This is a genomic window from Nocardia wallacei (genome assembly GCF_029868745.1).
GTDB lineage: Bacteria > Actinomycetota > Actinomycetes > Mycobacteriales > Mycobacteriaceae > Nocardia > Nocardia wallacei_B.
Genome location: NZ_JARWOP010000354.1, coordinates 16,794 through 31,215, shown reverse-complemented (window position 1 = coordinate 31,215; position 14,422 = coordinate 16,794). Strand labels below are relative to the sequence as shown.

Here is a 14,422-nt window from a genome sequence, read left to right as displayed (position 1 = left end):
TACGACGATGAGTGAAGGGACCGCGGAACGGCGGGACGGGAATGCCGCGATCCGCCTCGCCCGGTTCACGCGGGCGCGCTACGAACCGCACTACCTGCTGTACGCGGTGCTGTTCACGCTGGCGCTGGAGGCCACGGCCGCGCTGGTGTCGCATCCGGACGCGCCGTGGCGGCCCGCCGGAGCCACCGTGGTCCGGATCGTCGTGGTGGCGTTCGTGCTGCTGTACCTCCGCATGGTGGACGAGCAGAAGGATCTCGACTACGACCGCGCGCACCATCCCGATCGGCCGCTGGTGACCGGTGCGGTGCGCGCCGCGGACCTGCGAGTGGCGATGGTGTTGATCGCGGCCGGTGCGATCGCGGGATCGCTGGCGCTGTCGGTGAATTCGGCGGTGACGATCGCCGCTGCCTTGGCCTACGGCCTGGCGCTGTGGGGTCTCGAACGGGTGTCGGCGACGGTCCGCGACGCGATCATGGTCAATCTGGCGGTCACCTATCCGGTGCAGCTGTTCATCATCGGCTACCTCGTCGTCTCGGCGATCGACACCGGTCAGGTGGCGTCCGGATGGCCCGCCGCGGCGGTGGCCGTGCTCTTCGCGGGGGCCTTCCTGCAGTTCGAGTTCGCGCGCAAGACGGCTCGCGCACCGCGGCCGGGGGAGTGGTTCTATTCGAACGCGCTCGGTGCGGCCGGGAGTACGGCCGCCGGGGTGGCGTGCGCGGTGATCGCGGTGGCCTGCGATCTGATCTTGGTGCGGCCCTGGACATTCGACGTGCCCGGTGCGCTGGTCGCGTGGATTCCCCCGGTGTTGCTGGTACTACCGCTGTGGGGCGCGATACGGTTCGCGCGGGCGCCCCGGGACGAGCCGTATCCGCTGGTCCCGGCCGTGCTGTTCGTGCTCACGCTGTACGCGGCCCTGATCGCGCAGGCGCTCGTCCTGCCCTGAGCCACCGCGATGGTCACCGCAGGGCCACCGAAAGGGCAGTGGGAGGGCCGGGCGAAACGCGCATGCTTGACAGTGCACCCGGCGCCGCAGGAGATGTCCCCTTCGCAGATTGCGGCGCGCCGGATCCGGCGCGGTCCGCCCTTGCCGCGCCGGGCTCGCGGTCCGGCGTTTCGCGTGTGGCGCCGGGTGCGCCCGTTCGCCGCTTGGAGGTACACCGAGATGTTCGTACCGCAACCGGACGGTGTGGATCGACCGTCCGCCGGGCCCGTGGTCTCCGGTCGAGGTGTGCGACGCTCGCGCGCCGCGCGATGGCGCGCGGACGGCCCCGCTCCCATCCTGCCGGACTGGCACGAACTGCTGGCCGCCTTTCTCGGCCACATCGGCGACCAGCCCGGCGACCACCCCGTGACCCGTTGGGCGCAGGACCTCGCGGCACTGCACCACCAGCGCCGCGGCGATCCGCTGCGTTCGGCCGAAATCGACGGCCGCCGTGGCGAACTCGTCGCGCGGATCGACCGCTGGGCGGCCGAGCACACGGTGGCCCGGCCACGCACCCGGTCGCTGGGCGCGGCCGTCGACGCCATGGCCGCGGCGCAGGTTCGCGCCGCCCATCTGCTACGCAGCATCGACGACGTCGGCGACGAGCGGGTGTACGCGGCCTGGTTCCTGCTGGCGACGCTGGCCGACGACTGGACCGGCCTGGTGCAGCAGACGGCCGGACCGCAGTGGCCGCAGCCCGATCGCAGTGTGGCCGGGGAGAGCGGCTGACCGTGGTCAGCGCCGTCGACGACGGCGCGGGCGCTCGGGGGCGGCCGGGGTCTGCTGCAAGGCCAGATCCAGCATGGCGGTTCCGGCGTCGCGGATGATGGTGTCGAGATCGTCCAGCACGGTCACCACCGCGGCGCGGGCCGCGTGCAACTCCTCCGGTGTGCTGAACTCCTGTTCGAAAACCGCACGGACAGTGTGCAATTGCAGTCCGATATCGAACAGGTGCCGGACCAGGCGGTCGTTGGATTCCGGAATGGTGTGCGGCGCCTCCGGCATCGCGACCGCGGTGTCGAATGCGACGTGCGCCGGCTCGGCGTCGTCCGCGACCGCGTGGAGCGGGGGAACGACGGTGGCACCCGATTCTTCGGGTGCGGTGACCGCGCGAGCGGACCGAGCTGCGTGATGCGCGACAGCGGGCATGGCAACCTTCTGAGATAGGGGAAGAGGCCCCCAGCCGCGCTACTGGACTCGGGAAGGACTTCTGTCAGAAGTGTAGCCGCCTCGGATATCGGCCGAGGCCGCTGTGTTGTCAAGGAAGTATGACCGTCACATATCGCCGGGTGCCGAACGAGACCGACTGGGACGGTTGAAATGCGGCGGCGTCGGGTCGGCCCCGGTGACGCCGCGGATGACGGCGGCGGCGACGGTCACGATTTTCACATTGCCGCGCTGCGAGGCCGCCCGCAGTACTGCGAACGCGCCGTCCCGGTCGCAATGTCGTTGTGCCATCGTGATTCCCAGGGCTTGGTCGATGATCGAGCGGGAGGCCAGCGCCGCCTGCAGGTGGGCGGTCAGTTCGGTCTGGCGCGCCGTGGTGATTGCCGCGGCCAGCAGTACGGCGGTGTGCTGGCCGGTGAGCGAAATGGCGTGGAGGGCAGGCTGATCGAAGGCCTCACGATGCGTGGAATACAGATTGAGCGTGCCCACCGCATCGCCGTCGACCAGCAGCGGTTGCGAATGTACCGAACGGATGCCTTGTTCCAGCATGCGGGCGGGATAGGCGCCCCAGCGCTTTTCGGCCGCCATGTCGGTGACGGCGACCGGCTCGGCGGTGTGCAGCGCCTCCAGACACGGGCCCAGGCCCTGGCCGCGTTGCAGTTCGTCGATCACGGTCGCGTGCGGGCCGGTCGAGGCCACCGTGACCGTTTCGTCGTTGCGGCGCAGCGTGATTGCGACCATCGGGCGGTTCGGCAGCATGCGCGCGGTGATATCGGCGATGTCGCGCAGCGAGGACTCGACATCGGGGGTGGACAGCACCAGCGTGGTCAGTTCCGCCAACCCGATCGCGAATTCGTCGGGATGGTACGGTTCCGAGGTCATCAGTCTTTTTAGCACTTCGCAGTTTGACCGGATGCGATTACGGGAACGTCGTTAGAACCCCGATGCACACGGTTCACGACGAGTGGGACATGTAGCGAATGACCAGCCGAGCCGAGGATCACCCACGGCAGCAGCGGCCGTCCAGCCCATTCACATCACCCCTGCACGACGGCGAGCGTCGGCGGATAATCGACGGTATGGGCGCTCCCGCGCAGCAGGTACCGCGCGACTTGACCAACGCCGAGTCGCTGCGGCTGCTCGCGAGTGTGCGGTTCGGGCGCCTTGTGTTCGCCCGCTACGCGCTGCCGACCATCCGCCCGGTCAACCACATCGTCGACGACGACGCGATCGTCATCCATGCCAATCGCGGCGCCGCGATGAGCCCCGAGCGGCAGGTGGTGGCCTACGAGGCCGACACCATCGACGAGCGCACCCGGCGCGGCTGGTGCGTCATCGTCACCGGCACCGCCGAGGTGGTCACCGATCCGGACGAGATCGAGCGCTATCGCACCCTGCTGCGGCCCTGGCTGCCCGGTCCGCGCGACCACATCGTGCGTATCGAGCCCGACATCATCACCGGTGTCGAATTCATCGATCCCGAGGATCAGGCGGTGTCCTGAGCGGCGGTGCCCGCGGGCCGCGGGCGCAGGGTCACCGGTAGACGGCTCGGCGCGACGACGAAATCGCGATTGGACGGCCGCACCCGATAACCGGGATCCGGTATCGGGTCCCAGCGCGACAGCAGCGCCGCGGTCTGCAGCGTGATGGTCAGCATCGCGAAATTGCTTCCGGGACAGTGCCGGGGGCCGACGGCGAAGGGCAGCACGGCCGCGCGGTCGATGGACTCGACGCGGCCGGGCGCCCAGCGTTCGGGATCGAAGGTCTCCGGCTCCGGGAACCAGCGAGGGTCGTGATGAATCATGTACGGGCTGAAGGCCACTACCGCGCCCGGCGGCAGTGTGAGGTCGCCGAGCCGGACCTCGCTCGCGGCGGTGTTCGTGCTGACCCACGGCGCCCACATGCGCAATGTCTCCTGCAGCGTCAGCCGCAGATACGGCAGTGCCGCAGCATGTTCCGGGCGGACCGGCCCCGTGCCGACTACGGAATCCAGTTCGGCGCGCACCCGTTCGGCCACGTCGGGATGCCGCATCAGCTCGTGCCAGAGCCAGCCGAGTATCGAGGCGGTGGAGCCGACGCCGGCGGCCAGCATCAGCAGGAGTTCGTCGATGATCTGCTCGTCGGACAGCCGGACGCCGGTCTCCGGATCGACGTGCCGCACCAGCGCGGAGAGCACATCATGGAAATCGTGGTCGCGGCGGCGGTACTCGGTGACGACCGCGCCGATCTCCGCGCGCAGCCGGGCGGCCCGGGTCCGGAAACGGCGATCGGCGATCAGTCGCATCCGGCGCACGGGGGCGGGCAGGGCGGCACGCTGGATCACCTGACCCAGCAGCCACGGAATATGTTCGCGGATCTCCTGTTTCGCGTCGGCGCCGAAATCGGCCGTGAACAGGGTGGCCGAGACCGTGTCCAGTACCAGGGCGTGCGCCTCGTCCATCAGGTTCACCGGGCCGGGGCGGCGGGTGCTCGCCCAGCGTTCCGCGATATCGGTTGCCACCCCGGCATATTCGAGCAGGCGGCGCTGGCGCAGGGCGGGGGCCACCAGTCGGCGGCGTTGTTCGTGCGGCTTGCCGCTGAGCACGTTGGAGGCGCCGTGGATGATGTCGCGCACCGCCTCGCGCAGATCCTCGCGGTGGAATTCGCCGGCCTCGCCGAAGGCGACCTGCCGGATCAGTTCGGGCGTGGTGAGGACGTAGGCCGGGCGCGGTCCCAGCCGGACGCGCACCACCGGGCCGAGCGGTGTGAGCGAGGTGACGAAACCGAGCGCGTCGCGTAGGACGTGCAGGCTGTGGCCGAGCAGGGGGAGCGCGCCCGGTGCTGTCGGTATACCGGAAATATGCTCTGAACCAGGGCCTTTCGGCGTCCGCCCGGTCGCGGCCGTGACGGACGCCTCGCGGTAGACGGCGAGAATGCGATCGGTCTGCCGGGACTGGCGGACGGAATCGGTCCGGGTGGAAAGCTTTTCGCGAATGGCTCGCAGCGCCGCGCGGTCGTCGGCCAGCTCGCGCAGCGTCTCGGCGATCGCGGCGGGTGATGCGTCGCGGGTGCACACGCCGCCGCCGTCGGGCAGCGACTCCGCCAGATCGCCGTCGCAATACACCACCGGCAGTCCGACGGCGACCGCCTCGAGCAGGGCCATGCCCTGCGTGTCGAACCCGCTCGACGGGAACAGCAGCACGTCGTGCTCCCGCATCGCCGCCAGGCATTCGGCCTGAGTGACCGCGCCGCGCAACCGGATTCGGTCGCCCGCCACCCGGGCGGCGGTCCGCACGCGGTCCTCGTCGTCGCCGTCGCCGTAGATGTCGAGGGTGCAGCCCGGGACTCGCGCCACCGCTTCGACGGCCGCCACGGGACGCTTCTCCGCCGACAACCGCCCGCACCACAGCACCCGCAACGGCGCCGCATCGTCGGTGTCCGCGCGCGGCGGCCCGAGCGACTCGAGGAGATCGTCGTCGACTCCGTTGGACACCACGTGGATCGGCAGTTCGAGGCCGTGGGCGCGCAGTCGGGCGGCGAAGTGCTCGGTCGGGACCACCACCGCGTCGGCGGCGTGGGCGTGCCCGACGACGGTGCTCCAGGCGTGCCGGGCGGCACGGGACTCGTCGTTGCGCGGGATCGGGGCGGGATCGCGCAGGAACATCCCGTGCAGGGCGCGCATCGCGAGGGCGCTGAGATACGGTGCGGGCGAGGTGCTTTCGATGAAGGCGTCGTCGCGGCTGTGCACCGACTGCACCAGCGGCAGCCCGTGGCGGCGGGCGGCGCGCACGCCCAGGATCCCCGCGCCGTAGGTGGTGTGGACGTGGACCACGTCGACCGGCTCGTGCGCGGCGAATTCCGCATCGATGAACCGATTGTTGGTCTTGGTCGGTATGACCATCGGGTAGCCGTTCACGCGTACGCCCGGCAGGCCGGTCAGCGTCCGGACATCCGGATCGGAGGTCGCCGGTCCGGAGATGGTGAACAGCGTGACACGATGCCCGAGCCGCCGCAGGGCGCGGTGTTGTGAATTCACCGAAGTCTGGATGCCGCCGACCGTGTCGGGGTGAAAATCGGTGAACATCGCGATGTGCACGCCCTCACCCTACGGGTGGCGCGGACGGTGCGGGAGGACGTTCGATCGGGAAGGAGACGGTATGAAGGTGGCGATCCCGTTGACGGGGACGCGCGGTGACGTGCAACCGGCTGTCGCGCTGGGGCTGGAACTGCGGCGGCGCGGCCACGACGTCCGGCTGGGCGCCCCGCCGAATCTGGTCGACTTCGCCACCCGCGCCGGGCTCCCGGCGCAGAGCTGCGGCCCGGACGTGCAACAGCTGTACTCCTCGGCGGAGGGGCAGCGGGCGCTGGCCGCGGGGAGCAGCTTCCGGCTCATGCAGCTGGTCGGCAAGCAGATGGCCGACTACGCCGATCGGATGAACCGGGAGGTGATCGATGTGTGCGCCGGCGCCGAGGTGATCGTGTCCACGTTGCTCACCGAGGATCGGGCGCACGCGGTGGCGGAGGCGGCCGGGGTGCCGATGGTGTCGCTGCACGGATTTCCGTCGCGCGCCAACGCGGCCTACCCGTTTCCCGGCGCGCTGCCGCCGCACTGGCGTCCTCCGGCCGCGATCAACCGGGCGACCTGGGCGGTGGCGGAGAATCTGCGCCGCGTCGTGTTCATGCGCTATCTGAACCGGCTGCGCCGGGAGCTGGGTCTGCCGCGCACCACCGCGAGCACCGCCGCCGAGCTGGCCCGTGACAATGTGCCCGAGGTGCAGATCTACGACGCCGCGCTGGTACCCGGCCTGCCCGAGCAGTGGGGTCCGCGGCGGCCGTTCGTGGGTTTCCTGCCGCTGGAGCGCACGGCGCGCGAGGCGGTCGGCGAACTGGCCGACGGCCACACCGACCTGATGTCCTGGCTGCGAGAGGATGCGCCGCCGGTGTACTTCGGCTTCGGCAGCATGCCGATCCGCGACACCCACGCGGTGCTGGCGATGGTGACCGAGGTGTGCGCCGAACTCGGGCTGCGCGGTCTGGTCAGCGCCGGGTGGAGCGATCTCGACGCCGCGAACGCCGAAACCGGCCCGCACATCCGGGTGGTGGGCCCGCTCGCCCACGACCTGGTGTTCCCGCTGTGCGCCGCCGCCGTCCACCACGGGGGCATCGGCACCACCTTCGAGTCACTGCGCGCCGGGCTGCCGACCATGGTGTGCTCGGTGTCGTTCGACCAGCCGATGTGGGGCGCGCAGGTAGAGCGCCTCGGGGTCGGCGCACACGTGAGCTTCCAGCGGCTGGACCGCGATCGGCTCGCCGCGGGCCTGCGCCGCATCCAGCGCCCGGAATTCGCCACCCGCGCCAAAGACCTCGCGGTGCAGCTGAACTCGAACGACGACGCGACCACACGCACGGCCGACATCGTCGAGTCCGCGGGCCGATGAGCCGGGCCCGAGCGCTCCCGCGTCTCCGCCATCGCGTCCCGTCATCCCGGACGTGTTCCGAGGTCCGGATGTGTCGCGAGATCCGGACGCGCATCCCGTCATCCCGGCACGCATTTGGCCGGGATCCAGATCTGGCCACGGTGGGTACCGGCCAGAAGCATGCCGGGATGACGGCAGTGGGTCGTAGTGGTCGGGTGATGACGGTGGACCGGGGTGGCGTGGTGGTGGTAACGGGTCGGTGGGGTGTTGCGGGGCCGGGGGGCGGCGGATGGGGGTGATCGTGGGGGCGGGGGTGGATTCGTGGGTGATGGTGCGGCGGTGTTTGCGGCGGACTGTGCGGGACCGGGATACGTTGCTCATCTCGATGCTGTTGCCGGTTCTGGTCATGCTGCTGTTCGTGTATGTGTTCGGGGGCGCGATCCAGGTCGACATGCCCTACGTGGCGTATGCCGTGCCGGGAATCATCCTGTTGTGCACGGGGTTCGGGGCCTCGATTACGGCGACCGCGGTGGCGCGCGACGTGCAGGGCGGGGCGATCGAGCGGTTCCGGACGCTGCCCGCGTTCCGGCAGGCGCTGTTGGCGGGACATGTGGGCGAGGGGGTGCTGCGCAATTCCGGGGTGATCGCCATCGTGCTGGTCGCGGCGGTCGCGCTCGGCTTCCGGCCGCACGCCGGGCCGCTCGCGTGGGCGGCGGCGCTCGGCGTGATCCTGCTGTTCGTGCACGCCGTCGCCTGGATCGCGATCGCGCTCGGCCTGCTGGCCCGCAATCCGGAAGCGGCGGGCGGCTTCACCTACGCGATCATGTTCATCCCCTACGTGAGCAGCGCGTTCGTCCCGACCGCGACCATGCCGTCCTGGCTGCGGGGTTTCGCCGACCACCAACCCGCGACGCCCGTCGTCGCCACCCTCCGCGGCCTGCTCGCCGGGACCGCGGTGGGGACGAGCCCGCTGGTGGCGGTGGTGTGGTGCCTGGCACTGGCCGCCGCCGGGTTCCTCGGCGCCGCAGTGCTTTTCGAGCGACGGTGAACCGCTAGCGCAGCGGACCGACGAACGCGCGCAGGTGGCGGCCGTGCAGGCCCTGATCGAGCGGTACCGGCGCGCTGGATCCGCACTGGTCTGACCACTTGACCTCTTACCAATCCGGTTCTACTGTCGGCGCATGGCCCTGCAGCGAATCGATCGGCGGACAGTTCCCGACACGGTGTTCGACCAGCTCGTCGACGAGGTACTGGACGGTGAGCTGGCGCCGGGGGCGACTCTGCCCGCCGAGCGGCAGCTGGCCGAGGTGCTCGGCGTGTCGCGGCCGACGGTGCGGGAGGCGTTGCAGCGGCTGGCGCACACCGGTCTGGTCGAGGTGCGCCAGGGCGGGGCGACCACGATCCGCGACTTCCGGCGTTCCGCGGGGGTCGACATGCTGCCCCGGCTCATCCTGCGCCGAGGCGAACTCGACCACGCGGTGATCCGCAGCATTCTGGAGGCGCGGCTGGCGATGGGACGCGAGGTCGCCGGACTGGCGGCCGATCGTGCCGGCGCCACGCTCGCGCCCGAGTTGGGGGAGGCGCTGGAAAAGCTTGCGGCCGAGTCGGATCCGGTGCGGCAGCAGGTCTGGGCCCTCGAATTCTGGGACCACGTGGTGGACGCCGCCGATTCGATCGTGTACCGGCTGCTGTTCAACAACCTGCGCGCGGTCTACGAGCCCGCCCTCGCGGCGCTGGCGTCGGTGATGGCGGCCGAGGTGAGCCGGATCGATCGCTATCGCGCGCTGGCCGAGGCGATCCACGCCGGTGCGCGCACCGCCGCCCAGGAGGCCGCGCACGCGCTGCTGTCCTTGGCGGCAACGGAATTCGACGCGATGCTGCGTCGGCTCGAGGAGGAACCGCAATGAGTGTCATCGATCGGATACGCGAGCGTCGCGGCCGGGCGGCCGACATCGATCGCCGGGCGCGCGGCAGGATGGCCGCCGAGGAGAGCCGGGGGCGTCGGCAGGTCACGCTGGGCAGCGCCTTCCGGGTGTTCGCGCGCCGCCCGTCACCGTGGATCATTGCCGGACTGCTGGTCGCGGCGCTGGTCGCGCGGGTGGTGGTCGGCGACTGGCGGCTCACCGATGCCGCGCTGCCGGTGGTGATGCTGGCCGCGTTTCCCTTCGCGGAGTGGGTGATTCACGTGTGCGTGCTGCATTGGCGGCCGCGCCGATGGGGGCCGGTGACCGTCGACAGCCTGCTCGCCCGCAAACATCGGGAGCATCACGCCGATCCGCGTGCCGTGCCGCTGGGTTTCATTCCCTGGCAGACGTTCCTCTGGTTGCTTCCGGCCCTGATTCTCATTGCGGCGCTGGCGTTCCCGCGCCTCGGTCTCGGGCTGACCTTCCTCGTGGTCCTCGGTGTGCTCGGACTGAACTACGAGTGGTCCCACTACCTGATCCACACCGATTACCAGCCCCGTACGCGACTGTTCCAGGCAGTGCGGCGCAATCACCGGCTGCACCACTTCAAGAACGAGCACTACTGGTTCACGGTCACCACCTCCGGCACCGCCGACCGAGTCCTGGGTACGCACCCCGACCCGGGCGCGATTCCCGCCTCGCCGACGGTCAAGACGTTGCACGCGTCCGGAGCGGTGTGAACGAGCCGGAGTTCAGTATCCGGCAACCACGTCGACGCGGGCGATCAGGTCACGGCCGGTGACGAAACGGGTGACGTTGTCGCGCACGCGCTCGGCGAACGCGGCGTTGCGCAGGTGCGGCGGGTTCGAATCATGTGGTGTGACAATCGCATTCGGTAGTTCCCACAGGGGATGCCCGTCCGGGAGCGGCTCCGGGTCGGTCACGTCGAGGCCCGCTCCGCCGATGGCGCCGTCCCGCAGGGCCTGCACGAGCGCGTCGGTATCGACCAGGCTGCCGCGCGCGACGTTGATCACCCACGAGGTCGGCCGCAACTGCGCGAGTTCGGCTTTGCCGACGAGGTGGCGCGTCTCGGGAGTGGCGGGCGCGGCGACGACGACGTGATCGGTGCGCGGCCACACGTCCGCAAGACGATGCGCCGCAACGGTCTCCACCACGCCGGGCATGGAAACCGGAGTGCCGGAACGATTCACGGCGATCACCCGCGCGCCGAACGGGTGCAGCAGCGTGACGAGTTCCCGTCCGATGCCGCCCGCGCCGATGATCGTCACCGTAGCCCCGCGCAGCGTCCCGATGTGCGGGAAGAAGTCGGTCTGCCGCCAGCCGCGGGCGCGCACGTGCTCCGGCAGGTAACGGACTCCCGCGAGGAGCAGCAGCAACGCGTGCTCGGCCACGCTGCGCGCGAAAGCACCCGCCGCCGAGGTGAACACCACATCCGGATGTCGCCGGAAGATATCGGCGTCGAACCACTCCTCGACCCCGGCGGAGAACAACTGCACCCACTCGATTCCCGCGGGCAACTCCCGCGGAAACCCGGCCGGACCGCCGTCCCACACCAGCGCCCGAGCCTCCGCCGGCGGCGCCACCACCGCCCCGCCCGCACCGATGGCCTGCGCCAGCAGGTCAGTCGCCTCCGGTCCGAGAGCGATCCGAACAGCAGCCGCGGACATGTGCACCTCTCCTCTACGCATGATGGGCGCGCCACGGTACCGGGAACGCCCGCCCAAGGGGGACCGTACCCGGCGGGCGGATGTGAGTGGCGGGAGGCCGGGCGGGTCAGGATTCGGGGGGATCGTCGAGGTCGACTTCGACCTTGTCGCGATCGGCCCATTCCAGGAGCTGGTTGATGTCGAAGACCGTGTTGTCGATGTCGGCGTGGAGATCGCCCAGTTTCGCGTAGCGGTCGGGGACGGTGGCGATGGTGAAGTCGCGCGGGTCGAGGTCGGGGATCTCGTCCCACCGGACGGGGGTGGAGACGGTGGCCTCGGGAACGCCGCGCACCGAGTAGGCGGCGGCGATGGTGTGGTCGCGGGCGTTCTGGTTGTAGTCGACGAACAACATCTTCGGATCGCGGTCGCGGCGCCACCAGGTCGTGGTGACGTCCTCGGGGGCGCGGCGCTCGACCTCACGGGCGAAGGCGAGGGCGGCGCGGCGCACGTCTTGGAAGCCGTGGTCCGGGGCGATCCGCACGTAGACGTGTAATCCCTTGCCGCCGGAGGTCTTCGGCCAGCCGACCGCGCCGAGTTCGCCGAGCACCTCGCGCACCACACCGGCCACCCGTTGCACGCGCGAGAACGGGCAGTCCGGCATGGGATCCAGGTCGATGCGCCACTCGTCGGGTTTCTCGGTGTCGAAGCGCCGCGAATTCCAGGGGTGGAACTCCACCGTCGACATCTGCACGGCCCAGATGATGTCGGCGAGTTCGCTCACGCACAGTTCGTCGGCGGTGCGACCGTAGCGGGGGAAGTAGACCCGCACGGTCGGAATCCACTCCGGCGCGCCCGCGGGCAGCCGCTTCTGGTGCACCTTCCCGCCCGGCAGCCCCTTCGGAAACCGGTGCAGCATGCACGGCCGGTCCCGCAGCGCGTTGACGATCCCATCACCGACGCTCAGGTAGTACTGCACCAGGTCGAGCTTGGTCGCCCCGGACTCGGGGAAATACACCCGATCCGGATTCGACACTCGTACCGTGCGCTCCCCGACGGTCAGCTCGACCGCCGGCGAGCCAGACTTGCCGGCCATCGGTCCGACGATAGTCGGTGATCATCGCCGCGGGCAGAGTGAATCAGGTGGGTGTCGCCAAGGCGAACGGCAGTACCGCCGGAGCCCCGGCCAGCCGCAGCGTGCGGGCGGCCAGCGTGAAGGTCCAGCCGGTGTCGGTGAGCGCGTCGACCAGCAGGATCGGGCCGTCGGCGGCGGACAGGTCGGGCGGCTCCCAGGAGTCGAACAGCGCGGCGACGCGGTGCGCCGAGTTGGCGGCCGACACCGGCGCCCGATCGGGCCGGGTGCGCAGGATGCCGAGGTCACGCAGGCGGCCGATGTGGGCGAGCCGAGCCGACAGGTCGGCGGTCAGGCGGGGATGCGTCGGCGACTCCAGGGCCATGACCGCGGTCGGGCGCTGGTCCCAGTCCCATTCGCGCAGCACGGTGATGCACGCCTGCACGATGTGGTCGGGGACGGGTTCGTCCGGGCCGTCGAGCAGGGCGCGCAGGCGTTTGCCCCACGCCAGATCGCTGAGGCGGCCCAGCACACGTCCCGTCTGCGCGCCCTCGCTGATCTTGCCCGACAACGGGATTCCCAGTTTCGACATCCCCGTCGGCCACTGCTTGCGCGGAGCGAGATCGATGCCGGGGCGGTCGAGCCGGGCGCGGGTGGCGGTCAGCTCGTCGGTGCCGACGGTGGTGTCGAGACGGGAGCCGGTGCAGTTGTCGCAGCGCCCGCAGCCCGCCTCGCCCAAGGCGGGATCGTCGAGCTGGCGGCGCAGGAAATTCATCCGGCACTCGCTGGTCGCCTGGTAGTCGATCATGGCCTGCTGTTCGGTCTCGCGCGCGGTCGAGAGGCGTTCGTAGCGTTCGGTGTCGTAGACCCACGGGACGCCGGTGGCGATCCAGCCGCCGCGCACCCGCCGCACCGCGCCGTCCACATCCAGCACCTTCAGCACCATCTCGAGGCGCGAACGGTTCAGCTCGACCAGCGGTTCCAGCGCGGCCGTCGATTGCGCGCGCTCGCGATCGAGTACCTCGAGCACGGACCGCACCACGTGGTCGCGCGGGAACGCCACCGACGCGAAGTAGCTCCAGATGCGGCGGTCCTCCGGGCCGGGCAGCAGCAGCACCTTGGCGCGTTCGGTGCCGCGGCCCGCGCGGCCCACCTGCTGGTAATAGGCGATGGGGGAGGACGGCGCGCCGAGATGTACGACGAAACCCAGATCCGGCTTGTCGAAACCCATGCCCAGCGCCGACGTGGCGACCAAGGCCTTGACCTCGTTGTCCAACAGGGCTTGTTCGAGCAACTCCCGCTCGGCCGTGTCGGTCTGCCCCGTGTAGGCGGCGACGCGGTGGCCCTGCGTGGCGAGCAGGTCGGCCAGGTCGTGCGCGGCGGCCACGGTCAGCGTGTAGATGATTCCGGAACCGGGCAGCTCGTGCAGGTGCTTGCCCAGCCAGGCGGTGCGCTGTACGGCATCGTCGATGCGGACCACCGACAGGTGCAGCGACTCGCGGTCCAGCGCGCCGCGCAGCACGAGGGTGTCGGTGCCGATCTGGCTGGATACGTCGGTGACGACCCGATCGTTCGCGGTGGCGGTGGTGGCCAGGACCGGGACCTCGCTGCCGAGGTCCGCGATCAAGGTGCGGATGCGGCGGTAGTCCGGACGGAAGTCGTGGCCCCAGTCGGAGACGCAATGTGCCTCGTCGATCACGACCAGGCCCGCGTCGGCGGCGAGCTTCGGCAGCACCGCGTCACGGAAATCCGGGTTGTTCAACCGCTCCGGGCTGACCAGCAGCACATCGACCTCGCCCGCTGCCACCTGTGCGTGGATATCGTCCCACTCGGTGACGTTGCCGGAGTTGATGGTGGCCGCGACCACGCCGGCGCGACGCGCGGACGCCACCTGATTGCGCATCAGCGCCAGCAGCGGCGACACGATGACCGTCGGGCCCCGCCCGTCGCGCCGCAGCAGCTTGGCGGCGATGAAATACACCGCCGACTTGCCCCATCCGGTGCGCTGCACCACCAGTGCCCGGCGCCGCTGCACCACCAGCGCCTCGATCGCCGTCCACTGGTCCTCCCGCAGCCGCGCCCGCGGGCCCGCCAGCTCCCGCAGCAGTGCCTCGGCGGATTCCCGCAGCTCGGTCGTAGTCACGGGCTCCATCGTGCCCCACTACCCCGACACCGAGCGACGCCCCGTCACTTCCCGCACCCCTTCCGCATTCCCGCACCCCCTCCCGAACCTGCCA

At 70.5% G+C, this 14,422-nt stretch carries 13 protein-coding genes; 7 read left to right on the top strand and 6 right to left on the bottom strand.

Going from position 1 to position 14,422, the window contains the following annotated elements; translation table 11 throughout:
- Positions 1-7: 7 nt before the first annotated feature.
- Complete coding sequence (locus QH470_RS32765; RefSeq protein ID WP_280276252.1) at positions 8-943, top strand: hypothetical protein; 936 nt, start codon at positions 8-10, stop codon at positions 941-943.
- A 285-nt stretch (positions 944-1,228) separates the two neighbouring features.
- On the top strand, positions 1,229-1,711 hold the full coding sequence (locus QH470_RS32760; RefSeq protein ID WP_280276251.1) for a DUF4254 domain-containing protein: 483 nt from the start codon (positions 1,229-1,231) through the stop codon (positions 1,709-1,711).
- A 6-nt stretch (positions 1,712-1,717) separates the two neighbouring features.
- On the opposite strand, the gene QH470_RS32755 is transcribed toward QH470_RS32760, so the two are convergent.
- A complete protein-coding gene (locus QH470_RS32755) occupies positions 1,718-2,131 on the bottom strand; it encodes a hypothetical protein (protein ID WP_280276250.1) in 414 nt (137 codons plus the stop codon).
- 126 nt (positions 2,132-2,257) lie between these two features.
- Positions 2,258-3,031, bottom strand: a complete 774-nt coding sequence (locus tag QH470_RS32750) for a GAF and ANTAR domain-containing protein (RefSeq protein WP_280276249.1) — start codon at positions 3,029-3,031, stop codon at positions 2,258-2,260.
- A gap of 197 nt (positions 3,032-3,228) precedes the next feature.
- On the opposite strand from QH470_RS32750, the gene QH470_RS32745 reads away from it, so the two are divergent.
- A complete protein-coding gene (locus QH470_RS32745; protein WP_280276248.1) occupies positions 3,229-3,651 on the top strand; it encodes a pyridoxamine 5'-phosphate oxidase family protein in 423 nt (140 codons plus the stop codon).
- On the opposite strand, the gene QH470_RS32740 is transcribed toward QH470_RS32745, so the two are convergent.
- Positions 3,636-6,224 (bottom strand): cytochrome P450, encoded by a 2,589-nt coding sequence (locus QH470_RS32740; RefSeq protein WP_280276247.1) that lies wholly within the window; start codon positions 6,222-6,224, stop codon positions 3,636-3,638. The genes QH470_RS32745 and QH470_RS32740 overlap by 16 nt on opposite strands.
- A gap of 61 nt (positions 6,225-6,285) precedes the next feature.
- Here QH470_RS32740 and QH470_RS32735 point away from each other — a divergent pair, with 61 nt between their 5' ends.
- From QH470_RS32735 to QH470_RS32720, 4 genes are all read left to right on the top strand, one after another.
- On the top strand, positions 6,286-7,566 hold the full coding sequence (locus QH470_RS32735) for a glycosyltransferase (RefSeq protein WP_280276246.1): 1,281 nt from the start codon (positions 6,286-6,288) through the stop codon (positions 7,564-7,566).
- 268 nt (positions 7,567-7,834) lie between these two features.
- The gene (locus tag QH470_RS32730) at positions 7,835-8,593 is read left to right on the top strand and encodes an ABC transporter permease (RefSeq protein ID WP_280276245.1); all 759 of its coding nucleotides are present in this window, start codon (positions 7,835-7,837) and stop codon (positions 8,591-8,593) included.
- A 133-nt stretch (positions 8,594-8,726) separates the two neighbouring features.
- Complete coding sequence (locus QH470_RS32725; RefSeq protein WP_280276244.1) at positions 8,727-9,452, top strand: FadR/GntR family transcriptional regulator; 726 nt, start codon at positions 8,727-8,729, stop codon at positions 9,450-9,452.
- 68 nt (positions 9,453-9,520) lie between these two features.
- Complete coding sequence (locus QH470_RS32720) at positions 9,521-10,189, top strand: sterol desaturase family protein (protein ID WP_280276289.1); 669 nt, start codon at positions 9,521-9,523, stop codon at positions 10,187-10,189.
- Between the two features lie 12 nt (positions 10,190-10,201).
- Here QH470_RS32720 and QH470_RS32715 read toward each other — a convergent pair whose 3' ends face one another.
- From QH470_RS32715 to QH470_RS32705, 3 genes are all read right to left on the bottom strand, one after another.
- Positions 10,202-11,137 carry a D-isomer specific 2-hydroxyacid dehydrogenase family protein gene (locus tag QH470_RS32715; RefSeq protein WP_280276243.1) on the bottom strand — a complete coding sequence of 312 codons (936 nt, stop codon included), beginning with the start codon at positions 11,135-11,137 and terminating at the stop codon, positions 10,202-10,204.
- Positions 11,138-11,243: 106 nt separating this feature from the next.
- On the bottom strand, positions 11,244-12,209 hold the full coding sequence (gene ligD, locus QH470_RS32710) for a non-homologous end-joining DNA ligase (RefSeq protein ID WP_280276242.1): 966 nt from the start codon (positions 12,207-12,209) through the stop codon (positions 11,244-11,246).
- A gap of 43 nt (positions 12,210-12,252) precedes the next feature.
- Positions 12,253-14,337 carry a RecQ family ATP-dependent DNA helicase gene (locus QH470_RS32705; RefSeq protein ID WP_280276241.1) on the bottom strand — a complete coding sequence of 695 codons (2,085 nt, stop codon included), beginning with the start codon at positions 14,335-14,337 and terminating at the stop codon, positions 12,253-12,255.
- Between the last annotated feature and the right edge of the window lie 85 nt (positions 14,338-14,422).

Excerpts from the sequence above, each read along its gene's own strand:
- QH470_RS32745 (WP_280276248.1), top strand. The coding sequence starts at position 3,229 with ATGGGCGCTCCCGCGCAGCAGGTACCGCGCGACTTGACCAACGCCGAG.
- QH470_RS32765 (WP_280276252.1), top strand. The coding sequence starts at position 8 with ATGAGTGAAGGGACCGCGGAACGGCGGGACGGGAATGCCGCGATCCGC.
- ligD (WP_280276242.1), bottom strand. The coding sequence starts at position 12,209 with ATGGCCGGCAAGTCTGGCTCGCCGGCGGTCGAGCTGACCGTCGGGGAG.
- QH470_RS32705 (WP_280276241.1), bottom strand. The coding sequence starts at position 14,337 with ATGGAGCCCGTGACTACGACCGAGCTGCGGGAATCCGCCGAGGCACTG.
- QH470_RS32735 (WP_280276246.1), top strand. The coding sequence starts at position 6,286 with ATGAAGGTGGCGATCCCGTTGACGGGGACGCGCGGTGACGTGCAACCG.
- QH470_RS32730 (WP_280276245.1), top strand. The coding sequence starts at position 7,835 with ATGGGGGTGATCGTGGGGGCGGGGGTGGATTCGTGGGTGATGGTGCGG.
- QH470_RS32750 (WP_280276249.1), bottom strand. The coding sequence starts at position 3,031 with ATGACCTCGGAACCGTACCATCCCGACGAATTCGCGATCGGGTTGGCG.
- QH470_RS32755 (WP_280276250.1), bottom strand. The coding sequence starts at position 2,131 with ATGCCCGCTGTCGCGCATCACGCAGCTCGGTCCGCTCGCGCGGTCACC.
- QH470_RS32725 (WP_280276244.1), top strand. The coding sequence starts at position 8,727 with ATGGCCCTGCAGCGAATCGATCGGCGGACAGTTCCCGACACGGTGTTC.
- QH470_RS32715 (WP_280276243.1), bottom strand. The coding sequence starts at position 11,137 with ATGTCCGCGGCTGCTGTTCGGATCGCTCTCGGACCGGAGGCGACTGAC.
- QH470_RS32720 (WP_280276289.1), top strand. The coding sequence starts at position 9,521 with ATGGCCGCCGAGGAGAGCCGGGGGCGTCGGCAGGTCACGCTGGGCAGC.